We start from the raw sequence: 17,284 nt of genomic DNA on the forward strand, positions 1-17,284 counted from the left end.
TTCATATGCCATATATAGCGATGTGATTTGCTTCGTAATTTAGGTTCTATACTTTCCCTAATCCGCGAGGATTCCTATCCCAACAACGAAATAGGGAAAATCATAATGGCAAAATCAACAAGATCGTTGCCGTTGTTGAAGACGCTCAAAGCCAAGCTAATCGCTGCATTTGGTGCAGTATTGATTACTTTGGCCGTCATTGGGCTTACCTCTTACTTGGCTTTAACAACAGCGTCAGATGGCTTTAAAAACTACCGAGAACTAGCAAGAGACAGCAACCTCGCTGGTATCCTTCAATCCAACATGCTGATGGTTAGAATGAACGTGAAAGACTTTCTTCTGACTGGCAGCCAGAAAGACATAAACCAGTACGACGACTACTTCAAAGAAGTAGAAAATCTGCTGAAAGTCGCAGACAAAGAAATCAACAAACCCGAAAGGGCAGAGATGGTTAAGCTGTTGAATGAAGAAATTCACAGTTATGGCGGCACATTTGAAATTATTAAGCGTTATCGCGTTGAGCGCGACGAGCTGGTGAATGGCGTCTTGAACGTACGTGGTCCTCAAATGGAGAAAAGCCTAACCGCGTTAATGCTAAGTGCTTCAGAGAATAACAATTCTGAACTTGCTTACCGAACCGGTTTGGCGATGCGAAACCTGCTGCTTGGTCGTTTGTATGTCATCAAATACTTAGAAAGCAATGAAACTTCAGCGGCTGATAGGGTTCGCTCCGAATTCAGTGGTTTTGACAAAGAGATGCAGGAAGTCAAAACGCTCATCGATAACGCTTCCGATCTGGCTTTGATAAACCAACTGTCGAGCATGGAAAAAGAGTACATGACGGCGTTCCAGAGTGTGGTTGATATCATCGTCGACAGAAATGACAAAGTTGCCAATACCTTGGACGTAATCGGTCCACAGTTTGCTGCTTTAGTTGAAGAGTTGAAGTTGTCCGTAAAAGCGGATCAGGACCAGCTAGGACCAGAGTTGCGTGATAAAAACGAAAGCGCTGTGTCGACCATCCTTGCTGTATTTGTTGTCGCCATTGTGGTGAGTATTGGGGTTGTATACATGCTTACCAATGTTGTGATGAGGCAGTTGGGTAAAGACCCAAGTGAACTCGAACAGATTGCCAACGCAATTTCTCGTGGCGAATTGGATGAAAAATACGACGAGCGGGAACCGGAAGGTGTGTTCTATTCCATGCTGAAAATGCGCGACAGCCTCAGAGTTGGGCGTGATAAAGAAGAGGAAGAACGCAAGATCGCCAGTGTGAATGCCCGAATTAAAAATGCTCTGGATAATGCCAGTTCCAATGTGATGATTGCGGATCGAAATTACAACGTCATTTATATGAACGAATCGATTCTTGGCATGATGAAACAGGCAGAGCAAAACATTCGTTCCGAAGTGCCTGATTTCAGTCATCAGGGATTAATGAACAACCCAATCGATCGTTACTTCCAGTACTTTGGCGCTAAGAAGCCGATGTTAGACGGGCTGATACAAACCTTTAAAGATGAGTTGGTGTTGGGCGGTCGAACCTTTGCTCTGGTCGCAAGCCCCGTGGTTGTAGACAACCAACGTGTAGGTACTGTGGTTGAGTGGGAAGACAAAACCGAATGGTTGGCTGAGGAGCAGGAAAAAGCACGCGTGGCATCGGAAAATGCTCGGGTGAAATACGCGCTAGACGGGTCTTCTGGCAAAGTAATGATTGTAGATACCAACTATAAGGTCATCTACATGAACGATGCCATCAGCAAAATGATGCAACTGGCAGAAGGTGATATTCGTCAGGATGTACGTGATTTTCAGGCGAAAAGTATCGCAGGCAATAAAGTGGATACTTATTTCAAAGCACTGTCGGGTGATCTGAAGAGTCTGGATAAGCTCAGTGGCACATTTGAAAAAGAAATTGTTGTTGGTGGTCATACGTTTGCCGTTGTGGCAAACCCAGTTTCTGTGAAAGGTGAACGTGTCGGTACTGTTTTCGAGTGGGATGACCGCACGGAATGGCTGGCAGAAGAAAGGGAAAAAGCACGCGTGGCGTCTGAAAATGCTCGTGTAAAATACGCGCTAGACAGCGTTTCTGGCAACGTAATGATTGCCGATCCAGAGCTGAAAGTTATCTACGCTAATAAAGCACTAGAAGAGATGATGCGCAGTGCTGAATCAGACATTCGTCAGCAGATCCCAGAATTCAGCGCAGAGAAACTGACCGATTGTGACGTTGCGAAGTTCTTTAAAAACCCAATTCAGCAACGCGGTGTGCTTGCTGAGTTGAACGGAACCGATAGAACCATCGAAGAGATTGGTAATCGTGTGTTTGCCCTGACCTCCAATCCTATTGTTGTAGACAGCAAGCGCATAGGTACGGTGGTTGAATGGGTAGACCGTACCGCTGAGGTCAATATCGAGAAAGAGATAGACGATATTGTAATGGCGGCTTCAAACGGAGACTTAAGCAAGAAAATCAATATCGAAGGTAAAGAAGGCTTCTTTGGTAATTTGAGTATGGGTCTGAACGATCTGGTCAGTACGGTAGAAGTGGCGATGAACGATGTAATGAATACCCTTGGGGCCATGGCGAAAGGGGATCTGACATCACGAATTACTAACGACTATGACGGCAGTTTCGGTAAGCTCAAAGAAGACACCAATGCGACGGCTGAAAAACTGACAGAAGTCATTAGCAGCATTCGATCCTCTGCCAATGCGGTCGCTCAGGGCGCTAATGAGATAGCTCAGGGTAATACCGACTTAAGTCAGAGAACCGAAGCACAGGCGTCGAGCCTTGAAGAAACCTCTGCCAGCATGGAACAAATGATGGGTACGGTGAAACAGAGCTCGGAACGTGCTGAAAACGCCAATGAGCTGTCGAAAGAGGCGGAAATTCAGGCTGAGAAGGGCGGTAAAGTTGTCGACCAGGCTGTTTCAGCCATGAAGGAAATCAACAGTTCCAGTAAAGAGATTTCTGAAATCATTGGTGTTATCGACGAAATAGCATTCCAGACCAATCTACTTGCACTTAACGCAGCGGTTGAAGCGGCAAGAGCAGGCGAGCAAGGTCGCGGATTTGCTGTCGTCGCGGGTGAAGTTCGCAATCTGGCACAGCGTTCCTCTCAGGCAGCTCGTGAAATCAAAGATCTGATTCGCGATAGCCAGACTAAGGTTGAAGAGGGAACCGAACTGGTGAATCAGTCTGGTGAAACCCTGAAAGAGATTGTCGATTCAGTCTCCAAGGTAAGCGCAATGATGCAAGAGATCACAGACTCTGCCAGAGAGCAAAGTGAAGGCATTGGTCAGGTGAATACGGCGATTGTCCAGATGGACCAAATGACTCAGCAAAACGCAGCCTTGGTAGAGGAAGCGTCCGCAGCGGGTGAGTCGATGGCGCAACAAGCCAACAACATGAACAAGACGATGGACTTTTTCAGGTTGAATGGCGTTCAAGGTGGCAAGGCGCAGATTCTTAAACTGGGCTAACCCCACGCTCAATAAAAACCTCCGAATCTTCGGAGGTTTTTTTATGTCTGAAGAGTGGGTTGGCGAACAGGTTATCCATTTTATGCCTGTCTCACATTTGTTTGAAAAATTAGCTGTCGATTTGTTGCGCTAATTGTTAAAAAGAAGAATGGAATGACTGACAAGCGCAGGATGAATTTACATGGCTCAGAAACAGCAAGAACACGTGATCATAATTGGAGGTGGGGTCGTTGGCTTGACGTCAGCTTACGAACTGCTTAAGCATGACTATAAGGTCACATTGCTGGAAAAAGAGCCTGATGTTGCATTGGGTACCAGCCACGCAAATGGCGCGCAGCTCAGCTATAGCTTTGTGGATGCGATGTCTTCACCAGGGCTGATTAAGAAAATCCCATCGGTGCTTGCAGGTCAGGACGCCGCTTTGAAATTTCAGTGGCAACTCTCCATGGACCTCAATATATGGGGCGCTCGCTTTCTATACAACGGTTTACCTTTTAACGAAGAAAAGAACAGCGAACAGCTATTCCGCTTATCGCTTTTTTCAAGAGAATCGATGGAATCGCTACGAAAAGAGTCAGATATAGAGTTCAGCTTTCGTCAATCGGGTAAGCTGGTGGCGTATCAAAGCAGTCAAGCTTTGGAAGAAGCAAAACATGCCGTTGAGAGAAAAGCTCAATGGGGATACAGGCAATCTGTTCTTACCGCTCAAGAATGTCTGGAAAAAGAGCCCGCATTAGAACATATCGGCACAAACTTAGTGGGTGGGTTGTTTTCTGATATCGATGATATTGGAGACGCTGAGCAATACTGCCATTCCATGCTCGCCCTATTAAGAGAGAATCATGCATTTGATGCGAGATTAGGGTGTGAAGTAATGAATATTCTCAGTGACGCAGACCTAGTCACCGGAGTCGAAACTCAGTCTGAAAAACTGCTTGCAGACAAAGTTGTACTGGCAGCGGGGCATGGTTCTGGTCATCTTCTGAAGCCTTTGGGTATCTCCCTGCCCATCTACCCGGTACAGGGCTATAGCTTAACGTTCCCGGCTGTAGAAACGTCACCGAATGTCAGCATTACAGATATCGCCAATAAGTTTGTGATTGGACGAATTGGTGACAAAGTGCGTGTGGCAGGCTTTGCAGACTTTGTCACGAATACACCACAGGGTACGAAAAACAGGGTCGACGAATTGCTCCGAACCTGTCGTGCAAGGTTCCCTGACGCAGCAGATTATACCAATGTTTTGGAAAGGTGGGAGGGCAGCAGACCTTGTACACCTTCCAGTATGCCACTTATCGATAAGCTAAAGTTAGACAACCTATATGCCAATACCGGGCATGGAATGTACGGCTGGACGCTCGCTGCAGGTTCAGCTCGGTTGCTCGCTGATAGAATGACGAATGGTGAATTGTGGCAGCAGTATGGTGGTATCTCTTGTCATGATCACTTTGCTTTTAGGCGAAAATGACGGTTAGACAAATTTGTTTTCGGCAAATCGGGTACTTCACGCTTTTCATGGATAAGGTGTCGGATAGCCAGAATCGGATGATAAAGGAGCATTCTGGGACCTGAATAGCGCATGATGATTCGCATCTTTTCCTTTGGTTCAGGTTTGTAGCAATGGATAGGGCAGCAGTTACAAGTTGGTTTGTCTTCTCCGTAAGGGCAGCGATCTAGCCGAGTCTCCGCGTAGCTTTCCAGTGAATGGCAGTCTGAACAGGGTTGAGGGTGATGCGCTTTGCAATAGATCTCAATCATTGCAGATACAGTCTTGAATTCTGTGTTCAGTTTGCCACGCAGAATATCGCTGCCTTTTTTCATCATTTTTCTCACACACGTTTTTACGTCAGTAAAATTGTATAGCGTTATAACGATGAAGCTCTTGATATTCTTCAATTGACTCAGTGATTATTGTGGGTTCAGCAGGTATACTCTGCCTGTTTTTAACTGGCTGGATGACAAATGAGCAACGAGCAAGAAGCAATAATGACTGATGAACATCTTCGTGAAGTGGTGGAAAACCAGATCGCAGATGGCGACCCTATTAAAGTGAAAGAAACCTTAATGCGCTTAATGATGACAGGGCACAGTCGTGAAGACGCCATTGATATGATCGCCTGTGCGCTCATGTTAGAAGTTTTTGGGGTAATGAAAAACGACGAGGCGTTCAATCTGAAAAGATACAAAGAGCATCTTGATGAACTGCCTCAAATGAGCTGGCTTGAAGACGAGTAACTATACGAATACAAGTAACTCTCTTCCCCTGATGCGTCACTCATCTGGTGGCGCATATTGAGCAATGTAGTGTTTGAGAGATTTGGTTTCACTTGTCGTAAATCTGGTCTCTAACACTTCCAGCTGAATAACCCTGTCGACCCGAAAATTGCGATAAGCCTCTCTGAGCTCACACCATGCAATCAGAGTCCATACCTTTCCCCAGAATATCTGTCCAAGAGGTTGGATCACTCTTTCGGAAACTGCGCCGTCTTCAGCCTGATACTTCATATTTACCACTTGTTGCAACTTGGTGGCATTTCTAAGCATCTGACTTCTTGCCGCTGTTTCAGATTGAATGTGATAGTCCGGTACCAGCAATGGAAATTCTTCGACCTGTCGCTTGAGGTTGTCTGGCAGCACAGACATTATCTTTCGCGAGGCGGAACGACTTGCTTCGGCCAACTCCTTATCTGACCATGCTCTAACCATTCGCATGCCGAGTTCCAGTGCCATCATTTCTTGTTCATTGAACATAAGTGGAGGGAGGTGAGAGCCCGACTTCAGCAGATAGCCGACTCCCGCCTCTCCTTCAATGGGAACGCCAGACAAAATGAGTGACTGAATGTCGCGATAGATGGTTCTTTCACTTACCTCCATCACCTCGGCAAGATGTTTTGCTGTGACGGCGTAACGCTTGGAGCGAAGTAGTGTCAGTAGCTCGAACAGTCTCTCTGATTTGCTCATTTTATCCGTTCCCTTGAATTAGTTTGAACAGCCGGTATCCGACTTGATCAATTGGTGCTGCATGTTAACAGATTCCATCTGAATCTTAGAGGCATAGTCCTGAGTTTCAGGAGCCGACATAAACTCTGCAGACGCAGCCTTTGCATTATCTAGATTCTGCCAGTAAACCGTATCTGTCCAGACATCATTTTCCGGGTTGAAGCTCAGAGAACGGTATAGAAATCCTTCCATACGATTAAGAAAGCCAACAATTTTATCCGATGCCGCCAGAAGTTGATCCTCAGTTACTCCGTCTGCCACTTTGTAGTTAACCACTTCGATTACCTGTTCCATTGATTTATTCCTTTGTGAGTGTGTTCAGGAACAGAATAGAAAGTCACTCTGACAGAATGTGTCAGTAACAAAAAAATCAAATGAAAATAGAATGTTGCAATATTTATGTAAGATTACTGTCAAAGGAATGCAAACTAAACTCGGGCATAAAGTGTGATCTTTAGTGGATTTATCTGTATCAGAGACTGCAAACCGATTTAATCCAGAATTTGATGCAAATCAATAGTATATTCGCAATGCTATAAAATTTAGTTCTTGATACAAATTATCTCTGCCCTTGTTGCATAAAATTAACACATGTTTGCGAGTCATTTTTGAAATTGAATCTTTAATACGTGCCGAATTTGCGTCTCCAATCTATGGTTATTTTGCAACGCATTACAAGTTTTGATGCGTTTTGCAGTTTGATCTTTCTAATAGATTTTAAGGATAAAGAGATGAAACATTCGCACCACATTAATGAGAAAAAGGGTCTTTTCTCATTGAGCACGTTGGCTGCTTCTTGCATGTTGGCATTAAGCGCATTTTCAGCCCCAGTGGCAGCTACAACGGCAGTTGACCACGAAGCTTGTCGACCGGACGGTCTTCACCAGACTCCTGGTGTAACCGTTCCTTACTGTACTATTTATGACCAGGAAGGTCGTGAAAAAATGGGCGCCGATCACCCACGTCGTCTAATCGGTTACTTCACTAGCTGGCGAGCTGGTGACGACCCTCAAGCACAGTACCTTGTAAAAGATATTCCATGGGAGCAGTTGACCCACATTAACTACGCGTTTGTAAGTATTGGTGCAGATGGAAAAGTGAACATCGGTGATGTGAACGATCCTAACAACGCAGCAGTAGGTAAAACTTGGCCAGGTGTAGAAGTTGATCCAGCTCTAGGCTTTAAGGGTCACTTCGGTGCACTGGCGACAGCTAAGCAAAAACACGGCGTTAAAACACTGATCTCTATCGGTGGTTGGGCTGAGACTGGCGGCCACTTTGGTGCTGACGGTACGCGTGTCGCTGACGGTGGTTTCTACACCATGACAACCAACGCAGACGGTTCTATCAACCACGCTGGCATTGAAAAGTTTGCTGCGTCTGCTGTTGAAATGATGCGTAAGTACAAGTTTGATGGTCTGGATATCGACTACGAATACCCAACATCAATGGCTGGAGCGGGTAACCCAGACGACAAAGCGTTCATGGAACCTCGTCGTGCTTACCTATGGGCTTCTTACCAAGAGCTAATGAAAGTGCTTCGTCAGAAAGTTGACCAAGCTTCTGCTCAAGATGGTCACCATTACATGCTGACTATCGCGGCACCTTCATCAGGCTACCTACTGCGTGGTATGGAAACATTCGACGTTACTAAGTACCTCGATTACGTCAACATCATGTCTTACGATTTGCACGGTGCCTGGAACGATCACGTAGGTCACAACGCCGCGCTTTATGACACAGGTAAAGACTCAGAGCTTGCTCAGTGGAATGTATACGGTACAGCTGCTTACGGTGGTATCGGCTACCTGAACACAGACTGGGCATACCACTACTTCCGCGGCTCAATGCCAGCTGGTCGTATCAACATCGGTGTTCCATACTACTCACGTGGTTGGCAGGGTGTTAACGGTGGTGAGAACGGTCTTTGGGGTCGTGCGCCTCTTCCAAACCAAGCTGAGTGTGCTCCAGGCACAGGTGAAGGTGAGAAGAACAACTGTGGTTACGGTGCAACCGGTATCGACAACATGTGGCACGACAAAGATGCCAATGGTGTTGAAATGGGTGCAGGTTCTAACCCAATCTGGCACGCGAAAAACCTTGAGAAAGGCATCTACGGTTCTTACGCTGCAGCATACAACCTAGATCCAGTAAACAACCCAGACCATAAACTAACAGGCACTTACACTCGTCATTACGACAGTGTTGCGGTTGCACCTTGGTTGTGGAACGCGAACAAGAGCGTATTCCTGTCTATCGAAGACAAAGACTCTATCAATGTGAAAGCTGATTACGTCATCGATAAAGAGATTGGCGGTATCATGTTCTGGGAGCTTGCGGGTGACTACAACTGTTACGTACTGGATGCAAACGGCAACCGTACAACAGTAGACGCATCAGAGCAGGCGTGTGCGACAGGTAATGGTGAGTACCACATGGGTAACACCATGACTAAAGCCATGTACGACAAGTTCCAGGTTGCAACACCTTACGGTAACAAGGTAGCGGTACTTCCAACTCCTGCTGAAGCAGTAGACATTGCGGTATCTGTTGGTGGCTTCAAAGTAGGTGACCAAAACTACCCAATCAACCCGAAAGTAACGTTCACTAACAACACAGGTACTGAACTACCTGGTGGTACTGAGTTCCAGTTTGATATCCCAGTGTCTGCTCCAGACAATGCGAAAGATCAGTCTGGTGGTGGTCTGAAAGTTATTGCTTCTGGTCACACTCGTGCGAACAACATTGGTGGTCTAGACGGACCAATGCACCGCGTATCGTTCTCTCTACCTAACTGGAAAGCACTACCAGCTGGCGGCACTTACGAGCTAGATATGGTTTACTACCTACCTATCTCTGGTCCTGCTAACTACTCAGTGAAAGTTAACGGTAAAGACTACGCGTTCAAGTTTGAGCATCCGAACCTACCTATCGGCGACCTGACTGGCGGCGGTAACGGTGGTCCTGGTGGTCCAGGTGATGGTACTTGTGATACTACTGGTATCAACGTTTACCCTAACTGGCCTCAAACTGACTGGGCGGGTAACCCAAGCCACGCTACAGGTGGTGACCAAATGGTACACAACAACGTTGTTTACAAAGCCAACTGGTACACTTCATCTGTTCCAGGAAGTGACAGTAGCTGGACTAAAGTGTGTGCTGTGAAATAAGTAGACACTGATTCCACAAAATAAAAATGCGAGTGCTTTTGCACTCGCATTTTTTATATTCAATTAAACTCACTTTTGGCACTTTATAGAAGTTGTAAAGGTATATATGCATTCCAATGCCATGATTTACGACTATGATTAAAAAATAAACATATTTGGTCAGCAAACTTCAGGCTTTAAATAAGGATAAAAAGTGATAGTCAGACGAGCAGAGAGAAAAGACAAAGAAGACTGGGCGAAACTACGAAATGCCCTGTGGCCTGATGAACTTTCAGCACACAAATTGGATATCGAGTCATTTTTTGATTTGTCGAGTGTTCATATTGTCGAAGTCTTTGTTCTTGATAATGAAAATGACGAGGTAGTTGGCTTTATTGAACTCAATATCCGCAGCCATGCAGAAGGCATTGATGCCCGCGGTGTACCTTATGTAGAAGGGTGGTTTATTGATTCAGAATATCGCGGTAAGGGTTTCGGTAAACTGCTGTTGCGTCAGGCTGAAAGTTGGGCACAGCGTCAAGGCTATCAGTGGCTGGCTAGCGATTCTGACATTAACAACCATGCGAGCATTGCGTGCCATAAAGCTGTTGGCTTTACTGAAATGGCGAGAAATGTTTGCTTTGCGAAGAACCTGAGACTGCATCAGGAATTGAAAGACTGATTCACGCGAGCTGACGGCTAGCTCGTCAGTTTTGTGTACTGCTCGCTGTTAATCACCCGATTTCTGCCGTGTTCCTTGGCAAAGTACAGATATTCATCAGCGGAGTTGATGGCCATTTCCAGTGGGTTATTCAACATACTGTCGGTAAGCGTGACCACTCCAAGGCTAACGGTTAATCGGATATTCTGGGTTCCGTTAGTGACCACCATATTCTCAATACCTTCCCGGATCCGTTCTGCGACATCATTCGCCAGTTCGAGTGTGGCATTGGGAAGGGCAACAGCGAATTCTTCCCCACCTAAGCGACCCAGAATGTCGGTATCCCTTGTTACTTCACTTATCTTCTCAACCACTGAAATTAACACCTCATCACCAGCGGCATGACCATAGGTATCATTGATTTTCTTGAAGAAATCGATATCTAGAATGATTAGGGAAAGTGGTGATTTCATATGCTGGCAGGTACCGATGGCACGTTCAGTAAAGTCGTTGAAACTCCGCCGGTTATAAGCACCAGTGAGTGGATCGGTGGCTGCAAGAATTCGTAACTGCTTTTCCAACTGCTTGCGTTCGCTGATGTCGGAAATGGACATAATAAGCAATAGCTGGTCTTCGAACATCAATGTGCTCAGCGCGATTTCTGCCTGCATGTATTCATCAGAAGGGAGGGTAAGAACGATATCCAGTCGACGGTTATACTCCTCTTCCTGATTCTGTAACACATCGTTGATGTTCGCTTGTAAAGTAAGATGATGCTTGCTGGACACCAGTTCTGAAGGGTTCAGCCCAAGAAACTCACGCTTGGGTTTATCAAAGACATGGCTGATGTATTGATTGACCATGATGATTTCTTGGTTGGGGTTACAAATCACAATACCCATAGGTGCGGCATTCACCAAACCCTGCAACTGTTTCTGTGCTTTCTGTATCTGTTCAAGACGCTGTTTTTGGAGCATTTCAAGTTGTTTGCTGAGTGAAATGTCGCGCAGCACCAGCAACCAGCGATTATGGCTGATCGCTGTCAGTCTGGCTTTTACTTGATATTGGGTCTGGTTGGCATACAGGTTAAGTTCTGCAACGTACTTGTCTTTGGTCTGATAATTTTTCAGAAAGTTGGCTAATTCAGGAGAACTTTTTACTATGCTGACTTCTTCCAGTTCTTTAAAGTTTTCCTCAGAAGAGATAAAGGAAGAAGGGAAGTTTCCGGGTCTGATATCACGCACCAAACCTTCTTTGTCTATCCAAAAGCTCATATCTGGTAACGCATCCAGAATGAGGCTGAGTGTGTTGTTTCGTTTCGTGAGTTCTGTGCAACTTAAATCGAGTGAACGCTCGGTAATGGTCAGCTGTTCTGCCATCGACTGATAGCCCTGATTGACCAGTTCAATGAATTTCTGAAGCTGTTTTGCATCTAAGGTGTCTCCTTCTTCAGGGACACCGTCTGGGAAAGCTTTGCGCAGTTGGCGTTTCAGCAGTCTATGCATATCAGGATTCCGAAAACGCAGTGATGGTCATCGTCTGATTGTGCAGTTCGGAAGGAAAATTTTTGTCATAGGGGGCAATCTCTCCATAAGAATAGAAACCGCATAGAAGAGTCTGGTCACCGAGCTCTTCGTTTACGACTTCGATTTCGTCTTCCACCAACTGCTTGAGCAGCAGCTTTCTTCCAACACAACTGATAAGAATGGCGAACTGAGGGCTGCCGTCTAAATGGTCACGGCATACTTCGGCAGCGTCCTGCGCTCCGTCGATCAAGGAATCGACATTTGCCCTCATGAGCATTGCTGTTGCTCCTCTTGGTACATTACCCGCAAAGGTGATAGAACCTGTGGTTTCATCAATACCTAGTAAGGTTCGTACCAGCTTAGTGGATTTAGTCGGTTCAGTAATCTCAAGTGGGAACCTTAATCCGCTAGCGGGCAGCTCGCAAGCAAGTTCGCCGAGGTAACTTTTGTAGATATCCAAGGCGTTTTCGTCATCCAGTTCGTAGAGCACATTGTCTTCAGAATGAGTAATCTTTCTCTGCAATCCGAATGAGCTCCAGCCGCCCCGAGAACCATAGCTGACCGAGATTGCATCTCCGTAAAAGCCCACCGCCACCACCTGTTTCTCTTCCACTTCGTCCTGATAAAGCACCAAGGTTTTTTCGAATGCTTCGTTGTCGCCAGCCAGACCACCGGTCACTTTAATATGGTCTGGCACTGCGCATTCGAACCCTTCGGTAAGCTGGCAGCCGTTTACGTGTAAACCGTCACTCAAAACTAGAATGTGTTTCAGATTGTCGGTTTCCATCAACTGCTTCGCCATTTGAATACCGACATCTTTTTGATCGGCATGTTCATCGGTGATGCGTAACCTAAGCATTCGTATAGGCGTTTTTTCGAAACAGACAAAAGTGGCGACAAGAGCATTTTCGTGCACCTGAAGACCGGAGACTTCACCAGCGGTTGTGCACCCTGTAAGCAAGGTATTCGGCATCGCTTCGCGTAAACGTTTTATTGCTTCCTGGCTGGAATCCAATGAGCCAAAGAGCAAAGCGAGCGTGTTTTCGCTGTCCAGAGCTTTTATATCCTCCAGACCTTTCCATTGCTCGCCTGTCCAAACCGACTGTAACGTTTTCATTGCGAATGCCTTTTGTTGTTTGTTGTTTCTATTAAAGTTAGTTTGTTTTGGTGCGAAATCAAGCAACGAGGGCGATACAATGTGATTGAATTTCAATTAGTTAACAAATTACATTTTAGTAACTATTTGTATTCTATCTATTTGTAATTACTAGGTTTATGTCTGTTAGTACGAGCGTATTTGATTGAATCATCAAAAAACTTGCCTGAAAACTAAAGTGAATGAGCTTTTTTGAAAATGATTTTCTTCTAATTTTGAATCGGGTGGTCAGTCCACCACTGGCGTGGTGACCGCTGGCTTACGCTTAAACTGAGCCATCATGACACCTGATATGACAAACAAACCGCCGATTAAATGAAACAGTTGAATGGTTTCATCCAGAAGCGCTGCGGCTAAGGCGACAGCGAGGACAGGAAGTAAATTCAGGAACATCGCAGACGTATCGGCGCCGAGAACGTCAATTGCTTTCACCCAAAGCCATGGGGCAATCACAGAAGCACCAAACCCTGCATACGCAATAAGTGGCAACGCTTCGTCAACGGGTGTCAGGTTTTCACTACTGAGCCATAGGGGTGCCAGCATAGCGACGGCAAGCACTCCCTGAAGGTAAATGAACTGCAAATTACCGAAAGGCATTTTCCACTTTTTAACCAGCACGCAGTAAAGGGCGTAAACTATAGCCGCAAGAACCATAAGTAAGTCACCTTCGGTGATGGCTTGCTGGAATATAAAGAGTACGTCTCCTTGCCCCAGCATAAATGCCAGACCAAACAGGGAGATCGCTGCGCCCACGACACTAAGAAAAGAGACTTTTTTCCTCAGCAGAGGAACGCTCAGGAAGATGCTAATCAGAGGAACAAGTGAGGTAATCAACGCCATGTTAGACACAGAAGTTGTTTGCGCAGCATAGTAGCCTAGTGACTGATTGAGAACCATCCCAAGAAGCGCCAAAACAAGAAGTTTGGGTATATAGGGCAGAATGATTTTTCTTTTTGCCAGAGTGTATCTCAAGCAAAAAGGCGACAGAATAAGAACCGCGAGCAACCAGCGATAGAAGCTCATGGCGCTCGGCTCGACGATATCTGCCGACATCTTATTTACGATGGCATTACCACTCCATATAAGAACGGTAAAGAATGGAAACAAGTGATACATGTGAACTCCATCGCAATAAGTGACTGGTTTGTCAGTATCTCAGGTCTGTATAATAATACATATCCCTAAAAAGACAGTGTTGTTGTGTGATAAGACAAATGCGTGGACAACTTAATACCAATATTCATCCTGCTATCTCGTTCGACGAATTGCCCTCAGACGTTTACATGAACTTCGACGCGTTCAATTCCAATACGGTCACGCGTGAACATGCTCATATTTGGGGACAACTGCAATTTATTCGTGGTGGGATGCTAGAGCTTTTTGCGGAGGGGACTCGCTTTCTGGCACCGCCAAATCTGGCTATCTGGGTTCCTGCAGGTGTGTTGCATCATAGCTTCAACCGTAAGCCTCTGGATTACTGTTCAATGAATGTCAGTATCGAAAAAACGCGACACATGCCAAGCCACACTTGCTTGCTTGGTGTGACGCCAATCATGACGGCAATTATTGAAGACTTTCGTTTGCGAGGCGTATCTTCCGCAGAAACTGAACAGGACAAACGCCTGATTGATGTTTTACTTGATCAATTAGCGATGGCTCCGGAAAAGCAGCACTTTCTGCCGACAAGCAGCCAAAAAATGTTAGCGCCGATTTTGCGAGGGTTGGAAGAAGATCCGACGAACAATTTGTCTTTAAAAGAGTGGGCATCCAAAGTCCACACGACTGAACGAACCTTGGCCCGACATTGCCAGAGTGAGTTGGGGATGAGTTTCACTGAGTGGCGACTAAGAATCCGGTATTTGCATTCTATGGAGTTGCTGCGCAAAGGAAAGTCGGTGAAGGAAACGGCCTTTATGTTGGGCTACAATCAGGCCAGTCCATTCATCACTATGTTTAAGCGTTACGCCGGAGTCACCCCCGATCAATACAAGGGGAATGCACGCAACGATCTCAGTTGTTAGGGTCTGTTGACCTTTCGCGGTTAAATTTTGTTCGAGTTCTATGCGTTTTAATCGCGGCGCAAGGTCTTTAGCTTAGTCATTCTAAGCAAATACCTTGCAACAAAGAGTAAAGCGCATAGAACCGAACCCTTCGGGCAGCATTTGTGGCTCCTTTCTACTGTGTTACCGCTTATTGATGTAGAGCGACTACACCGAATAAGCGCTGCCTTGTATAAAGAACCCACAAATTGCTGCAAAAATCAGCTCGAAAGGTCAACAGACCCTAGAGTTTGCTGATCTTTCGTAGCTACAGCCATTCAAAATTAACGGGATGCCTTTTTAATCGCATATATCACCGCACCGGCAATCAATAACGCATTCATAGCAAGAAGTATTGCTGAAACTGGTCGCTCCAGAAATATCCATAAGCCATCATTAGATATCAGCAGGGACCTTCTCAGGTTGTTTTCCAGAAGTGGTCCCAATATGGTTCCAATCACTATCGGAGCGAGAGGAAAATCCGCAGCTCGGAACAGAATACCAATCAGACCAAAGACCAGCATAACCCAGAGATCGAACACCGATGCCTGAAGTGCAAAGGTGCCTATGGCGCACATCAGCAGCACAATAGGAATCAAATGAGATTTTCGAATCCTGAGCACATAAACGAACAGGGGAGTGGTCAGTATCCCTGCGATCAAAAGAAACACGTTTGAAGCGAGATAGACAAGGAAAACGCCGCCAACGATTTCAGGTTGTTGTTCAAAGAGACTCGGACCGGGAAAAATTCCCAGGATAAGTAGTGCTCCAATCAAAACCGCTGAAGACGCATCTCCCGGAATGCCTAATGCAAGAGAGGGGACTAATGTGCCTCCTACCGTGGCATTGTTGGCACTTTCCGTCGCGACGACGCCACCTTCTGCCCCTTCTCCATAAACCTCTCCATCTTTTGCCGTCGCTTTGGCAACCGCATAGGACGTAAATGAACTGATGACACCGCCTGCACCCGGCAAAGAACCGAAAAACGCCCCTATCGCTGAAGAGCGGATAAGGTTTCCCCACCGTTTTAATGTTAATCGCAGGGAGGAGAAACTGGCTTTCACAACGGGAATGTCCGGTCGGTCTGTCAGAGATTTTCCCATGATTTGAAAAACCATCTCAGAAATCGCAAAAAGGCCGACAACAATGGCAACAATATGGAAACCATTTAACATGTGGTGGGAGTCAAAAGTGAACCGATACCCGGTAGAAAACTCGTCTGTACCTATGGTCGCGAGTAGTAAGCCAAAGCATCCGGACAACAACCCTTTAATTAATGATCCTCCTGATATCACGACAATGGATACCAGCCCGGTAATGGCCAAAGCTGTATACTCGGGCGGAGCAAAGTTACTCGCAAATTGTGCAAGAAGTGGAGCCAAAAAGATCAGCGCTGTACCGCCAATTAAACCGCCAATCGCACTGGCGGAAATGGCGATTCCAATGGCATCTGCGGCTCTGCCTTTCTGCGCCATGGGATAGCCATCAAATAAAGTGGCGGCTGCGAGTGGTGTTCCCGGTATTCTGAGCAATATCGCGGAGATAGAACCACCACAAGAGCCGCCAACAAATATCGCTATCAGGAATCCCATTGCCGCAATAGGAGGCTGTTCTATTGCCACTGGTAGCATGAGGATAATGCCCATAAGTGGTCCCAGACCGGGAAGCGCCCCTACGAGCAAGCCAAACAAGATTCCGAACAGAGTTAAACCAATGGTGAGAGGGGAGAGAAACAACTCAGCCCCGGCATTTAAAGACTCTAAAAGCATACATTACCAAGCCACATTGAGTTGCCAGTACCCTCCGGGGAGGACGACTTTTAAAAATTTCTCAAAGAAAAATGCAAACAGTAATGAGGATACAACTGCAAAAATGACCGTCGACCAGATGTGACGAACACCTGCTAAAAACAAGATGCTCGCCAGCATCACAGGAGTGGCTAAATGGTAGCCAACGACCTGTAACCCGATTAAGTACCCAGCAAATAAGCAGATCAACACACCCGGCTTGATCAGTTCCTGCCAACGTATTCCGCTGCTTTGACTGCGCGTAGCTTTGGAGATGAAAGCTTGGATGACCAGAAGCACAATGATCAGTGACGCCAAAGCTTTAGGATAGGCGGCAGCGTTATCATACGCGCCGCCAGATGCGATTCCCTGCTCAGTCATAGAAGTATAGATTTGCTGAAATACAATGGCGGTTAAGGCGACAAAGAAAGCAATGACCATTATTTCAGCATGAATCCTTTTTAACATTCTGTTCTTCCT

General features: G+C 46.0%; 14 protein-coding genes. 6 read left to right on the top strand and 8 right to left on the bottom strand.

Features of this window, described 5'->3' with window-relative positions; all coding sequences use genetic code 11:
• Positions 1-105 precede the first annotated feature (105 nt).
• Both QMG91_RS22185 and QMG91_RS22190 read left to right on the top strand, forming a co-directional pair.
• Positions 106-3,486, top strand: coding sequence for a methyl-accepting chemotaxis protein (locus QMG91_RS22185; protein ID WP_281832316.1), 3,381 nt, complete (start codon positions 106-108; stop codon positions 3,484-3,486).
• Between the two features lie 181 nt (positions 3,487-3,667).
• Positions 3,668-4,954, top strand: a complete 1,287-nt coding sequence (locus tag QMG91_RS22190; RefSeq protein WP_281832319.1) for an FAD-dependent oxidoreductase — start codon at positions 3,668-3,670, stop codon at positions 4,952-4,954.
• On the opposite strand, the gene QMG91_RS22195 is transcribed toward QMG91_RS22190, so the two are convergent.
• A complete protein-coding gene (locus tag QMG91_RS22195; protein ID WP_281832703.1) occupies positions 4,930-5,307 on the bottom strand; it encodes a nitrous oxide-stimulated promoter family protein in 378 nt (125 codons plus the stop codon). The two genes, QMG91_RS22190 and QMG91_RS22195, sit on opposite strands and share 25 nt — an antisense overlap.
• Before the next feature lie 141 nt (positions 5,308-5,448).
• Between QMG91_RS22195 and QMG91_RS22200 the strand changes: the two genes are divergently transcribed.
• The gene (locus tag QMG91_RS22200; RefSeq protein ID WP_004400614.1) at positions 5,449-5,721 is read left to right on the top strand and encodes a hypothetical protein; all 273 of its coding nucleotides are present in this window, start codon (positions 5,449-5,451) and stop codon (positions 5,719-5,721) included.
• Positions 5,722-5,757: 36 nt separating this feature from the next.
• Here QMG91_RS22200 and QMG91_RS22205 read toward each other — a convergent pair whose 3' ends face one another.
• Entirely contained in the window at positions 5,758-6,447 is a 690-nt protein-coding gene (locus tag QMG91_RS22205) for a helix-turn-helix transcriptional regulator (RefSeq protein ID WP_281832322.1), read from the bottom strand.
• Between the two features lie 18 nt (positions 6,448-6,465).
• The gene (locus tag QMG91_RS22210) at positions 6,466-6,780 is read right to left on the bottom strand and encodes a hypothetical protein (protein ID WP_022561211.1); all 315 of its coding nucleotides are present in this window, start codon (positions 6,778-6,780) and stop codon (positions 6,466-6,468) included.
• 437 nt (positions 6,781-7,217) lie between these two features.
• Here QMG91_RS22210 and QMG91_RS22215 point away from each other — a divergent pair, with 437 nt between their 5' ends.
• A complete protein-coding gene (locus tag QMG91_RS22215) occupies positions 7,218-9,656 on the top strand; it encodes a chitinase C-terminal domain-containing protein (protein WP_223100187.1) in 2,439 nt (812 codons plus the stop codon).
• Positions 9,657-9,849: 193 nt separating this feature from the next.
• Positions 9,850-10,317 carry a GNAT family N-acetyltransferase gene (locus tag QMG91_RS22220; RefSeq protein ID WP_004400621.1) on the top strand — a complete coding sequence of 156 codons (468 nt, stop codon included), beginning with the start codon at positions 9,850-9,852 and terminating at the stop codon, positions 10,315-10,317.
• Between the two features lie 17 nt (positions 10,318-10,334).
• Here QMG91_RS22220 and QMG91_RS22225 read toward each other — a convergent pair whose 3' ends face one another.
• The 3 genes from QMG91_RS22225 to QMG91_RS22235 form a co-directional block, all read right to left on the bottom strand.
• Complete coding sequence (locus tag QMG91_RS22225) at positions 10,335-11,801, bottom strand: sensor domain-containing diguanylate cyclase (RefSeq protein ID WP_022561212.1); 1,467 nt, start codon at positions 11,799-11,801, stop codon at positions 10,335-10,337.
• Position 11,802: 1 nt separating this feature from the next.
• Positions 11,803-12,939 carry an FIST signal transduction protein gene (locus tag QMG91_RS22230; protein WP_004400623.1) on the bottom strand — a complete coding sequence of 379 codons (1,137 nt, stop codon included), beginning with the start codon at positions 12,937-12,939 and terminating at the stop codon, positions 11,803-11,805.
• 267 nt (positions 12,940-13,206) lie between these two features.
• The gene (locus QMG91_RS22235; protein ID WP_004400624.1) at positions 13,207-14,094 is read right to left on the bottom strand and encodes a DMT family transporter; all 888 of its coding nucleotides are present in this window, start codon (positions 14,092-14,094) and stop codon (positions 13,207-13,209) included.
• A 98-nt stretch (positions 14,095-14,192) separates the two neighbouring features.
• Here QMG91_RS22235 and QMG91_RS22240 point away from each other — a divergent pair, with 98 nt between their 5' ends.
• Entirely contained in the window at positions 14,193-14,999 is an 807-nt protein-coding gene (locus QMG91_RS22240) for an AraC family transcriptional regulator (protein WP_022561214.1), read from the top strand.
• A gap of 302 nt (positions 15,000-15,301) precedes the next feature.
• Here the strand turns inward: QMG91_RS22240 and QMG91_RS22245 are convergent, their stop codons facing one another.
• Positions 15,302-16,786, bottom strand: coding sequence for a tripartite tricarboxylate transporter permease (locus tag QMG91_RS22245; protein WP_281832329.1), 1,485 nt, complete (start codon positions 16,784-16,786; stop codon positions 15,302-15,304).
• Between the two features lie 3 nt (positions 16,787-16,789).
• Complete coding sequence (locus tag QMG91_RS22250) at positions 16,790-17,272, bottom strand: tripartite tricarboxylate transporter TctB family protein (protein ID WP_281832332.1); 483 nt, start codon at positions 17,270-17,272, stop codon at positions 16,790-16,792.
• Positions 17,273-17,284 lie beyond the last annotated feature (12 nt).

Source organism: Vibrio nigripulchritudo (assembly GCF_027924785.1).
In the GTDB taxonomy this organism is placed as follows: domain Bacteria; phylum Pseudomonadota; class Gammaproteobacteria; order Enterobacterales; family Vibrionaceae; genus Vibrio; species Vibrio nigripulchritudo.